We start from the raw sequence: 12855 nt of genomic DNA on the forward strand, positions 1-12855 counted from the left end.
TGAAAAATCAGCTGAAAGATTTAAAATTGAATAATTAATTAAAATTATTAATTTTAAATCATTATTTTTTATTTTTAGATTATAGTTTTATTTTAGTTTTAAATATATCAGTTTTTAAACTAATTATATCAATTTATTTTAATTATTTATTTTAATTAGTTATTTTTTTAGAAATTTTATACATCACCTGAGCGTGGAATAATTTTAAGAGATTATTTTTATCCTCTGCAAGTACCGCATCGCTTGCTGTAAGCGTAGCAAGTCCAAAACTCATTGGAGTTGGTATAGACACGTCAATATGCTCTAATCTAATGTGTCCAGACTGTATTTTACCTAAAATTTCTTGTAAATGCTCAACCTCTAAACTATCCTCGATAATTTCACGGTAAGTTTCTTCTAGAGGTGCAAATCTATCTAACTTTTTAGCGTAATGTATGAGCAAATCCGCACTTACTTGCTGACGTTTAGCCGATTTTTTACGTCCTGCATAGTTTCTAAGTATCATAAGGCTTCTTGTGGCGTTTATTCTAAAAATTCTCTTCATAAGATTCGTATTTTCAAGAGCAAGTTTTAAAGTAGCATATATATTTTCAGGAGTTAATTCTTTAATGATTTTAACTATTTCAATATGCTTTTTCTTCGGTATTTCCAACGAAAAACCTGTATCTGATACGCTAACCAATACTCCAACGCCAAAATACTCGCTAATTTTATAAGCTATCGCTCTACTAAATCCATCGTTGAATTTTCGCCCGTAATTACTATGGATGTAGAGATACTTATGTTCCGATTTTCCTTTTTTATCCTTTTTGTATCCGTCGTATCCTTCACCGTTGTATTCTTCTATTACAAGCCTATTCGGTAAACTAATGCTATTATTACCAGTATACTGAATTTGTTGACCAAATAATCCACAAAGACTTTCTACACTATTGCTATCTATTGGCATTTTAGAAAGCCAATCTTTCAATATTTCGTTATTATATTTTTCTATGGCAGTTTTTTTGAATTCTAAAACGTTTTTACCTAAATCATAGCTAAGAGGAAGCCTTTCAGAGTACCAATTTGGAATATTTGGTTTTTCAGAGGTTTTATCCACATAAACTTTACTACCTCGACGATATACAAATTTCAAGTGTTCACCACCTAACGCAAATACATCGCCTTTTTCAAGTTTATCAAGATATTGCTCGTCTAATTTACCAATCCAATCTTTATTGGCTCTTACATATACATCACAACTGAAATCATCCGGAATAGTTCCTATATTTGTATAATAAATCATTCTTGCAGTTTTACCAGATTTTCCAATTTTTTTAGTTTCTTCATCATACCAAATTTTAGAATAAATATTCCTATCTTCCATACCTGCATAACTTGCCGTCATATAGTTTAAAACTATTTTAAAGTCTTCATCAGTCATCATATTGTAATTGTAGCTCCTTCGTACAATATTTTTAACTTGTTCATATTCAATTATTCCATTTATTGCAATTCCATATATCTGCTGAATGAGTACGTCTAAAGGCTTTTTAGGAATCTGAACCTTATCTATAAAGCCCTCTTCTGCTTTTTTGAGCATAACTGTACATTCTACAAGTTCATCCCTATCTAAAGCTATCAACCTACCTTTAGCAATCCTTTCGATACCGTGACCTGCCCTACCAATACGTTGAAGCAGTACTTTAACACTTTTTGGACTACCAATTTGTATTACTAAATCCACGTAAGGCATATCGATACCAAGCTCAAGACTGCTACTCGTAGTTACTACTTTTAACTCGCCCTTTTTAAGCTTAGATTCTATTTCTAATCGTTTATCTCGTGATAAACTACCGTGATGGCTACCGCTATTTTCTTCAGTATATTCTGGGAATTTTCTACGTAAATTGTAAAGTATACGTTCAGCTCCCCCTCTTGTATTTGTAAATATGAGTGTATTTTCGTGTTCTTCAATTAATTTGTGCAATTCGCCGTATAATTTCTTTGAAATTTCTTCAGGGGTACTCATAATTAAATCAGGAACTGGACAAATTAGTTTCATATCGTAATTACGTACAAATCTCGTATCTACGATTTCAACAGGTCGAGGTATTTCAGTATCGTAAAAACCACCCAAATAACTTGCTACTTCGTCAAGAGGTTCAACTGTTGCACTGCATCCAATTCTCACAAATTCGTGTTTTGTAAGCTCTCTTAATCGTTCAAGGCTTAAACTAAGGTGTACGCCTCTTTTATTATCTGCAAGAGAGTGTATTTCATCAATAACAACCCATCTCACAGTTCTTAATTTTTCCTTAAATTTTGGGGAATTTAGTATAATTGCTAAGCTTTCCGGGGTTGTATTTAATATATGCGGGGTTTGCTTTAACATTTTGCTTTTTTGATAGCTTGTAGTATCGCCGTGTCTTATGGCGTGTCTAATATCTCCGATATCTTCTTTTCCATACTTTTCCGTTAATATTTCTTTAATTTCTACGAGGGGCTCTTCAAGATTTACGTGAATATCATTTGCTAAACTTTTTAAAGGACTAATGTATATACAATATACACTATTTTCAAGACCTTCTTCTTTTTCAATTCTAAAAAGCTCGTTTATAATGCTCATAAAACTACTAAGAGTTTTACCACTACCCGTAGGGCTACAAATAAGCGTATTTCTTCCGTAATGGATACGGGGAATCGCTTGACGTTGAGGGGGTGTAAAATATCCGTCGTTGAATTCTTTATATTTTTCAAATTTATTTACCCACCAATCTCTAACACCATCTTCAAATAAATCCAGTATTTTTTCATCCGAATCTATATCAAACGCATACTTCCCGTTGCTATAAGATATACTTTTTGAAATAAGATTTTCCGCCTTTTTAGACGATATTTCGTTTCTTATTTCCTCTTCTAAGGTATTTGATTTTGAAATTTGATTATTTGTGATATTTTTTGTGATATTCATAATAGTCCCCCATTAAATTTTTAAATTAGTTATGTGGTGATTTATATCAATATTTAGATATATTATTATGTGATTGAATTTTGAATTAAGTATAAAGTAATTAGTAAAATTGATAATAAATATGATTATAAATATGATAATTAATAGTGTACATATATTTAGTATCATATAAATAGTTTTTCGAAGATTTTGGTTCGAATATCGTCAATTATAAACTAATAAATACAAATATATCAATTAAGATTGAATAAAAAAATTCGTTATAAGTTTATAAAAATGTTTTAAAAATAAAAAAGAAAGTTTTGGTATGATTAATTAATAATAACAATAGAATAATAATATTTACAAATAGGTAAACTTGGCAATTATCCTAAATTTTGAGGATAAATCCCTTTATCAAATTTTTCGAGTTTTAAATTATAATTAAATTATAAAATCATTAGATTTACATAATTAAATAGTTAAATAATAATAATAAATCGTGAGATTGATTTTTCAAAACTATGTATTTACATACTGTATGAACATAATAATGAGAATATATCAACTATAATTACTATTTATTTCGTGTATTATTTATTCTATGAGTCTTAAGTTAAACTGTTTTAGACTAATTATGCCATCTAAAGGTCATAATGTCCGATTAAATATATGTATTATCCGTATATATAGATTCGGGTTAATAAAATGTAGTTAAATAATTCGCTATAGTAAATTAACCTTTTAATTAATTAAACGCCTTAACAACATTAAATTTATAATTTTCTTAAAAATAACTATTTTTAACAATATTGAAACATATTTCTCAATTATTTTATATATACATCATATAAAAAAAGTATATCAAATTATATTATTTATTAATATTTTATATTAATAAATTTTAATTGATATTTATTCAAGGTTGTGCATTTGAGGTAATAATGATACTTTTACAGGTTCGCCAAATGCCCTGTCTCCTGCATCTCCAAGACCTGGTAAAATATAACCTTTTTTGTTTAATTCCCTATCCATTTGAGTTATGTATATTTCTACATTAGGGTATTCTTTTTTAATTGCTTCAATACCTTCTGGGGCTCCGATTACACCAACAATTATAATTCTTTTAGGCATACCACAACTTTCAAGTTCTTTCATTACACTGATTAATGTTGAACCTGTAGCAATCATTGGGTCACAAATAATTAATGTGTCTTCTTCTTTTAATTTTGGCACTTTTATGTAATCCATTTTGATATCGAAGTCTGGAGCTGGTCCTCTTGAAGCTGAAACAATACCTACTCTTGCAGATTCTAGTGTTTTAATTAAACCTTCCATCAATGGAATTGCAACTCTTAAAACTGAGATAATTAATATATTTTTTCTGTCTTTTCCTGCTAATCCAATTGTAGTTTCGAGAGGTGTTTCTATTTCTAACTCGTCAAAATCCATTGTTTTAGTTAATTCGTATCCCATATATCGACCAAGTCTTACGAGACCTTTTCTAAATGCGATATTGTCAGTGTTTTGCTCTCTTAATTCCGAAAGTGTTTCAATTAAAAAAGGTGAGTCTTCAAATGAGTATACGCCTTCCCATCTTGTATCTTTTTTCATTATATCGCCTCATTATATCTTTAAAAGTATTATAATTAGAATATTGAAATTTTTTATTATTATTTATTATTATTTATTATTATTTTTTATTATTTTTTATTTTATTCTATGAATAAGTTTTAATTGTCATCATATTTTTATTTGAAATATGTACTATTTTAACTTTTTGATAACATATACTTAAATTTATCAATTAATATGCTATATTAAACCTTATTTTAAAAATTAATGGGTAGAAAGTATTAATTTTTAATTTTAAACAATTGGTCAAGTACTATGGCAGTTATTGCACCGATTGCCATTCCTGATTCCAATATACTTGATATTATCGGATGAAAATGTGATAAAAATTCCGCAGGCAATTGTGGAGAACCCAATCCTACAATTAGGGAACTTGCAAGTACTAATGTGTTTTTATCGTTTAATTCTACCTTATCTTTAATTAATTTAAGACCTGTTAAACCAATCATACCGTATAAAGCAATTGTAAGACCTCCTAAAACAGGTCCTGGGATAGATGCCAATACGCCGGCAAATTTAGGTATCAACGAGAATAAAATCAATATTACTGCACCGATTTGTACAACTTGGAGACTCGAAACTCTTGTAAGTGCTACAAGGCCTATATTTTCAGAATAACTTGTCGTACCACAACCACCGAGTAAACCTGCAATAGTACAGGACAAACCTTCTGATGCAATACCTTTGTTTATTTTTTTGTTATCGATACTTTCATCGGCTATTGTTGAAATAGCGTGATAATCCCCTACGCTTTCAATTATACTTACAAGGAATGCAAATAAAATAATAAATATTGCGCTAACGTCAAATACTGGCATACCCCAAGGCATTACTTGCGGTAAATTGAAATATGGCATACTTGAAACTAATGAAAAATCTACGAGACCTAACGCAATACTTGCAATATAGCCAACTGTGGCACCTATGATTACAGGCATAGTTTTTAAAGTTCCTTTTGATTTTAAAGTAATTGCAACGGTTGTAAAAAAGGTTAACAATGCAACAAAAGCAGCTTGTGGGATGGATGTACCAGTAGGGTCTCCAAAATAGTTAAATGTATATTGCATAGCAGTATTTGCCAAACTGAAACCCACTAACATAATAGTAATACCTGTAACAACAGGGGTAAATAATTTTTTTAATTTTCCGATTAAACCAAAAGCACCAGTAAACGCTTCAAGAAGACCGCCAACGATTAAAGCACCTTCAACAGCAGCTAAACTTATTGTGGTACCAATGGTCGTTAATGCAGGAATAAATGCAAAACTTGAGCCTTGAACAATAGGGAACTTTGAACCGATTGTGGTTTGTAATAATGTAGCAATACCCATAGTTAAAAGAACAGCTTGAATTAAAACCGCTATTTGTTCGAGTGGAAGTCCTATGGCATTACCTACTACTAACGGTACAGTGACAGTAGCTCCAAACATCGCTAAAACGTGCTGGAATCCCAATACAATTTTTTTCATTTTTTTCCTCCAAACAATATAATATAATATAATAATTAGGTAAATATATTAATACTTTATTTTATTTTTTATTTTATTTTTTATTTTTTATTTTATACATAGTTCGTACAATATCCCATATTACCATTTTTGTGGATTACCTATCCTCAATATTGTACTATTTTTTCATATATATAATTTATTAACTAACATCTATAAAATTATAATTATTTATAAAAATGGGTTTTAAAGACAAATTTAATTATAAAATACGAATTCATAAAAAAATATATAAAAATGTAGAACGATAAATAATAAATTAAGAATAATAAATTAAGAATAATAAAATAATGATACAAAACAAAATTTATCAAAGAGAATTTTAAAATAAAAGGGTGCGTTATGGAAATTGGTAATCTTAAAGATATGGTAATTATAGGTGGAGGTCCTGCAGGTCTTGTAGCAGGTATTTACGCAATGCGTGGTGGAGTCAATGCAATTTGTATTGAAAAAGAAAATGCTGGTGGTAAAATAGCAGAAGCGGGTATCGTTGAGAATTATTTGGGATATTCTCAAATAAAAGGTTTTGAACTTGCCAATAATTTTGCAGAACACGCTAATAGTTTAAATTTACCGATTATACACGAAGAAGTCATTAGTGTAGTGCCTAATGCGGTTATAATCCATGATGAAAATGGGGATAATAAAATAAATTACCACAAGGTTATTACGAAAAATAACGAATACATTACAAAAACCATTGTAATAGCTTCAGGTAGCAAATATAAATCTCTGGGAATAAATGAGGACGATTATGTCGGTAAAGGCGTTGGATACTGTGTAATGTGTGATGCTTTCTTTTTTAAAGATAGGCACGTACTTGTAATCGGTAGAAATACGCCTGCAGCTATGGCGGCTTACAATTTAAGAGATATTGCTAAAAAAATTACAATAATTACGGATAAAAATGAAATTAAAGTCGTAGAAAAAATTATGATGGACAGGCTCAAAAAAATTGAGAATTTGGAAATAATATATAATGCAAAACCAATTGAATTTAAAGGAACTAATAAATTTGAAGGTATAGAAGTCGAATTAACCGAAAAAGACAGTACTAAAGAAATTAAAGAGATTAAAAAAATTATAAATGGTGATGGAGCTTTCATAATGCTTGGATATACCCCAAATAGCGAATTTTTACAAGAAAGTGGTATAAATCTAAAAAAAGGATTTGTAATAACTAATAAAGAATGTGAAACTAATATCGAAGGTATCTACGCTTGTGGCGATATTACTGGAGGAATTTTGCAGGTTTCTAAGGCAGTCGGTGAAGGAGTTTATGCTTTTTCAAGTGCTTCCAAATATTTGCAAAAATTTGATAAATAATTAATCTCATTACAAAAATACAAAAATACAAAAAAATTTAAGAGATTTAAAAATTTAAGAGATTTAAAAATTTAAGAGATTTGATACTATGCAAGAAATAGCCAATTTTTATAGGAATTTAAATTTACATTTTGATAGAAATGCTTTAATCGATTCTAAAAATAAAACTGTGGCGGTTTCTGATTTACACATTGGATTAGAAGAACAATTTAAAAGAAGAGGCGTATTATTTCCATTACACGAAAAAACAGTTCTAATAAACAGAATTGTTTATTTGTTGGATAAATACAATCCTAAAAAGTTTATAATGGTCGGGGATATTTTACATCACTTTAATAAAATACCCTATAAGACTTATGACGTGATGTATGAAATCTTAAAATTAATATATGAAAATTACAAAAACACTAAATTAATACTTATTCGAGGAAATCACGACATAATGATTGATTATGTATTGGCAGAATGTGTAAATAGATTTAATGACGAAATAAATGAGAAAAATGCAGAATTAAGAAAGAAATACGACATTGAACTCAAAAAACGTGAAATAACTGAAAAAAGTGAAATAAATGAAAATAAAGAAGAATTGATATATGTTGAATTTCCAAAAGTTGATGATAGTGATTTGTATGAAATATATGAATACTATAAAATAAATAATTTGTTGTATTATCACGGCCATAAAATTTTAAATCAAGAAAATGTGCATTTTAAATCTGAAATAGATTTAATGATAATGGGGCACGAACACCCAGTTTTAGAATTAAATAATCATAGATTTTCAAGTTATTTGCATATTGCAGATTATTATACATTTTTTAACGATAAAAATTATAATATGAAGAATATTTTAATATTGCCCTCATTTTCAAATATACCCTCGGGTGTGAAAATAAATGAATTATTTGGTAATTTTTTATCGCCCTATTTAAAAGATATAAAATCAGAAAGTTTTAAAGAAAAAATTTATCCAATAATAAAAGAAAAGGAAATTATGTATTTTCCTAATTTAAAAGAAATAGAAGATTATTTGCAATAATCAATAATCACTAATATATTACCAATATTGATAATTATCAATTATCAATTATTGCTTTTTTATATACTTTAATTTATTAATGGAATTTATTTATTTTTATTATTATTATTTTATTATTATTTTATTATTATTTTATTATTTTATTATTTTATTATTATTTTATTATTTTTATTTAATTTTAAATCCAGACGTTTTTTCGTTTACGTGGTTTGAAATCTTTGACAATTCCTCAGAAGCAGTTCTTATTTCTTCAATAATACTATTTAATTCTTCTGTGGAGGCAGTAACTTCCTCAGCGGTTGCAGCAAATTCCTCTGCAATAGCAGTAACTTCCTGTGCGTTTTTCAATGCTGAATCCGTATTATTTGTAGCATCTTCTGAACCTTGATAAATATTGTCAATTTTTTCACTGGCCTTAATTACACTGTTTTTTATTCCATCAAAGGCTGAATTAACGTCATCAATTGCTAAAACACCTTGTTTTACTTGAAGTTTACCATTATCTCCTAGTTTTATGGTTTCTTCAATTTTTGAATTAACTCCTTTGACTGTTATATTTATATCCTCTACGGATTTCTTAATTTCTTCTGCAAGGTCTTTAATTTCACTTGCTACAACTGCGAAACCTTTACCTGCTTCTCCTGCCCTCGCTGCTTCAATACTCGCATTAAGTGCTAATAAACCGGTTTGGTCTGCAATATCCTTAATTAATGTAGTTACTTCATTTATTTTCTTACTTTCTGTTCCAAGTTCGCCAATCGATTTACTGAGGTTATCAATTACATTTGCAATGTTTTGCATAGTTTCGATTGCATTATTTACTTTATTAATTCCATTGTTCGAATTGTCATTTATTTCTTCAGCAACTTCGACAGTTTCTTCTGCTGTTTTATTAACCATTTTAGCTTCTTCATAAGTTTCCATAAGTTGGTCAGTAGTACTTTGTAATTTTACAGACTGTTCTGATGCTGCATTAGCTACTTGCGAAGCTGCATCTGTTAATTGTTCGGCACTTTCTTCTGCATTTACCAATTGACTTTCAACCAATTCTATTTCATTATTTAATACTTCAATATCCTTTCGTAAGTCTGCAATTAATTCACTGATGTTTTTAGTTGCATTATTGAGTGCTTTTTGTAATCCGTTAATATCTTTACTTTCGTCGGCATAAACTGTGAAATCGCCTTCTGAAAGTTTTTTAAGAACTTCAGATACTTCCATCACTACATCGGCTAATTTTTCTTTGTCCGTTTCCATTAAATTTTTCATTGCACCTACGTTTTCGGCCATTAAATTAAATGAATTGCTCAACTGTTCTAATTCATCACCAGTTTTAACATTTGAACGAATTGAATAGTCTCCTGCTCCAAATTTCTCGGCAACTTCTTTTAATTTATTTATTGGTCTTGTAATTACCCTACTTGAGTATAGCGATATACCAATACCAAATAATAAACCCAAGATTATTATGATGATTATTTCTGTTTTAGTATCATTTAATACTGTTGTTATTTCATCTGTAGGTACTCCAATTCCTAAAGTACCAACTAAATTACCATCAACGTCGTATAACGCTTTGTAAGCACAGTAATAACTTTTACCGTCGATATTTAATTCACCAGTATATTTTTCATTTGTTTTTAAATGATTATAAACTTCAGAGTATATGGTATTACCTAAATTCTGTTTAGTATCCGGTGTAGTGGCAACTCTCGTATCATAAAGTGTTAAAGATGAAGTACTGCCCGTTTCTTGCTGTAATTTTGAAAGGTAATCTACATCATTGTTTAAAATATCTACCATTACAAAATAACCAATTGTACTTTTGCCATTTTCAGATGTACTAATAATTGGATTAACTGAAATAATTGCTAAAGCTCCATCAACACTTTGAACTTTGTAATTGCTAAATTTTTCAGCAATATTTCCAGGAACTGCTTCAAAAGCTACTGTTTTTGAAGATTTTGAGAATTTAGATGTAATACTGTTTATGTTAAAGTCGCTGTTCTGAGCATTCGATACAATTATATTTCCATTTGCATCTGTAATTGCTATTAATTCGGCATTTTGAACGTTTCTTATAACATCAATTCTATTTTCTAAACTTTTAGTATCTTTTTCAAGTATTTCTTTCTTTAACCCTGTTGTACTTGATACATATTCTGAAAAATCACCATACTGGGTTAATTCATCATTTAATGATACAACGCCAGAATTTAAAGATAATTCTGCGGATTTATCTAAGCTTTTCGATGCTAATCCATCAAGTCCATTGATTGAAAACCCACTTATTAAGATTAATGGAATTAATAAGGATATCATCGAAAGAACCAACATTTTATGGCCTAATTTTTTAAATAAATTAGTATTTTTTTTCATTATTTACCTCAAATACTGTAATTAAGTAGCTAATTAATAAATAAACATAGATATATTCTTTAAAACTTTTAAAAACTTTTAAAATAATTTAAATAATTTAAATAATTTAAATAATTTTCAATATTTTAGATGTGGGGGGTAATTATATAATTATATTTTTAGACTTTGATTTGTAATCCAGTTATATATAATGTGATAATTAATTTCATAATTAATTTTAAAACAATGTTTTATTTCCTATTACAATAAAATTTTGTCTAAATGTTATGTATTATGTCATATTATGGGAACAATATTATCTATTATTAATTTAATATATTTAAGTTATTATCCTAAACAAATAGTTAAATTTATATATCCAAGATTTAAACATTTAATGTTTTAAATTTTACAATATTGATTAATTAGTTAAGTCAAGCACATTTTTAACTTAAAAAATAATAAATTATTGTGAAAATACGGGCAAAAAATCTATTAAAAATCATATTTAACTAATATATAAAAATTAACACCTAAAACTTAACAATTAATAATAAAAAAAATAAAAAAATAAAATTATGGAGTTTGAAATAATCATTTTAATTATTAATTATTTCAATTATAATAAACCTGCAGCATCTAAAGCTAATTTAACTTCTTCTGTTGATGCTCCTTTTTCTAACTCAACGGTTTTTTCGGTAGGTTCAATGTGTTTTAAGTTGCATCTTCTTCTTTTAACGTTTCCGTCAATTACTGCAAAGTTTGCATCTAATACTTCTACAACAACACATGTGTTTCCTGCTTCTCTACCTAATGTTTTTATACAAATTCTACCTACTTCTATAGCTGACATAAGTATTACCTCGCCTTATTTTTTGTTAATGTGAACGTCGCCGTTGCGCACTTCATTCTTGAAATAGGGAAGTATTTAACTTCATTCCGAAGGGTAATAATGATAACTAATTGTATACATAATAAATCTTAGTATTAACTCTTAGTTATTGAATTTTATTACCGATTGCATAATCAATGAGATTAAATACCCCGTCGATATCCCATTTGGATGATTCGATAATTATATCATAAATTGATAAATCATCAATATTTATATCGTATATTTCATTATATCGTTTTTTCTCAGAGTTTTCCCTAAGAATCATCTCGTCCATCGCTTTTTCGATGCCTTCGTTTTCTCGCAAACTTATTCTTTTGCATCTAACCATTGGGTCTGCTTTCAACCAGATGCTTAAATCCGCTTTGATATTATTCTTTTCAAGCATCCAACCTGCCAATCTTCCTTCGAGGACTATACTACCTTTTTTAGCACATTCAATTTGCCTACGGTCAATTTCGTAATCTACTTTATCATTAGCTTCAGCATATTCGCTGAACTCTTTTAAAGTCATATTATTTTCTTTGGCCATATCTCTGAATATAAAACCTGCACAAACGTGGTTTAGGCCGTATTTTTCAGAGATTAATCTGGCAATTGTAGTTGTTCCAGTTCCAGGTAGTCCTCCAATGGTTATAATCATCATAGCACCTAATTAAAAGTTTCTTGCTTTTTCGACCATCATTTTCTTAACACACGCTGGGCATAAGTGTCCACCGAATGCTCTTTCAGGTCTTTTTTCGGTTTTTGCTAATTTTGATAGTTCTGCAATTCTGCCGTTTGGCACACCGTTTAAAACAGCACCGCAAGCACCACACTTAGCTACACCTTGTTTTTTTCTTCTGTAGTGAGCTGTGTTTCCTTTGGTTACTCTTTTACAGGTTTTTTTCATTGAGCCAGATTTATATCTTGGGGCAGGCATATTATTACCTCCACTTGTTTCTTATTCTTGTTTCTTATTCGTATTTATGTTGGGATATTCATCCATCGGTACAGGGTAATTGTAATTTGTACCTATAACTCTTTAATTATATATTTCATATATAAAAAGGTTTCCACGCATTTTTAATAATACGAATAATATTTGATTAATTATTTAAAAAAAGTAAGATATTATACAAAATGTACAAAATACTAAAAAATAAGTATTTATCAATTAGTT

The 12855-nt window shown here is 28.6% G+C and carries 9 protein-coding genes; 2 read left to right on the forward strand and 7 right to left on the reverse strand.

The window, feature by feature from the left end; genetic code table 11:
* Window positions 1–151: 151 nt before the first annotated feature.
* The 3 genes from J3E06_RS07525 to J3E06_RS07535 all read right to left on the reverse strand — a co-directional run bounded on the left by J3E06_RS07525 (window position 152) and on the right by J3E06_RS07535 (window position 6036).
* The gene (locus J3E06_RS07525) at window positions 152–2806 is read right to left on the reverse strand and encodes an ATP-dependent helicase (RefSeq protein WP_048187411.1); all 2655 of its coding nucleotides are present in this window, start codon (window positions 2804–2806) and stop codon (window positions 152–154) included.
* Window positions 2807–3847: 1041 nt separating this feature from the next.
* Entirely contained in the window at window positions 3848–4546 is a 699-nt protein-coding gene (upp, locus tag J3E06_RS07530; RefSeq protein WP_013180055.1) for a uracil phosphoribosyltransferase, read from the reverse strand.
* Window positions 4547–4788: 242 nt separating this feature from the next.
* Complete coding sequence (locus J3E06_RS07535; protein ID WP_013180054.1) at window positions 4789–6036, reverse strand: uracil-xanthine permease family protein; 1248 nt, start codon at window positions 6034–6036, stop codon at window positions 4789–4791.
* A gap of 381 nt (window positions 6037–6417) precedes the next feature.
* On the opposite strand from J3E06_RS07535, the gene trxR reads away from it, so the two are divergent.
* Window positions 6418–7401 (forward strand): F420-dependent thioredoxin reductase, encoded by a 984-nt coding sequence (gene trxR / locus J3E06_RS07540; RefSeq protein ID WP_013180053.1) that lies wholly within the window; start codon window positions 6418–6420, stop codon window positions 7399–7401.
* An 88-nt stretch (window positions 7402–7489) separates the two neighbouring features.
* Entirely contained in the window at window positions 7490–8443 is a 954-nt protein-coding gene (locus tag J3E06_RS07545) for a metallophosphoesterase (protein ID WP_013180052.1), read from the forward strand.
* A 168-nt stretch (window positions 8444–8611) separates the two neighbouring features.
* On the opposite strand, the gene J3E06_RS07550 is transcribed toward J3E06_RS07545, so the two are convergent.
* The 4 genes from J3E06_RS07550 to J3E06_RS07565 all read right to left on the reverse strand — a co-directional run bounded on the left by J3E06_RS07550 (window position 8612) and on the right by J3E06_RS07565 (window position 12615).
* Window positions 8612–10822, reverse strand: coding sequence for a cache domain-containing protein (locus J3E06_RS07550; protein ID WP_013180051.1), 2211 nt, complete (start codon window positions 10820–10822; stop codon window positions 8612–8614).
* Between the two features lie 598 nt (window positions 10823–11420).
* Entirely contained in the window at window positions 11421–11654 is a 234-nt protein-coding gene (locus J3E06_RS07555; RefSeq protein WP_013180050.1) for a 50S ribosomal protein L14e, read from the reverse strand.
* A gap of 145 nt (window positions 11655–11799) precedes the next feature.
* Entirely contained in the window at window positions 11800–12336 is a 537-nt protein-coding gene (cmk, locus tag J3E06_RS07560) for a (d)CMP kinase (protein WP_013180049.1), read from the reverse strand.
* Window positions 12337–12348: 12 nt separating this feature from the next.
* Window positions 12349–12615, reverse strand: a complete 267-nt coding sequence (locus J3E06_RS07565) for a 50S ribosomal protein L34e (protein ID WP_013180048.1) — start codon at window positions 12613–12615, stop codon at window positions 12349–12351.
* Window positions 12616–12855: the final 240 nt, after the last annotated feature.

This window comes from Methanococcus voltae, assembly GCF_024807655.1.
Taxonomy (GTDB): Archaea; AGJL01; Methanococci; order Methanococcales; family Methanococcaceae; genus Methanococcus; species Methanococcus voltae_D.

Bases quoted from the DNA above. Each gene is read 5' to 3' on its own strand.
- upp (WP_013180055.1), bottom strand. From the start codon at position 4,546: ATGAAAAAAGATACAAGATGGGAAGGCGTATACTCATTTGAAGACTCA.
- J3E06_RS07535 (WP_013180054.1), bottom strand. From the start codon at position 6,036: ATGAAAAAAATTGTATTGGGATTCCAGCACGTTTTAGCGATGTTTGGA.
- trxR (WP_013180053.1), top strand. From the start codon at position 6,418: ATGGAAATTGGTAATCTTAAAGATATGGTAATTATAGGTGGAGGTCCT.
- J3E06_RS07545 (WP_013180052.1), top strand. From the start codon at position 7,490: ATGCAAGAAATAGCCAATTTTTATAGGAATTTAAATTTACATTTTGAT.
- J3E06_RS07550 (WP_013180051.1), bottom strand. From the start codon at position 10,822: ATGAAAAAAAATACTAATTTATTTAAAAAATTAGGCCATAAAATGTTG.
- J3E06_RS07555 (WP_013180050.1), bottom strand. From the start codon at position 11,654: ATGTCAGCTATAGAAGTAGGTAGAATTTGTATAAAAACATTAGGTAGA.
- cmk (WP_013180049.1), bottom strand. From the start codon at position 12,336: ATGATTATAACCATTGGAGGACTACCTGGAACTGGAACAACTACAATT.
- J3E06_RS07565 (WP_013180048.1), bottom strand. From the start codon at position 12,615: ATGCCTGCCCCAAGATATAAATCTGGCTCAATGAAAAAAACCTGTAAA.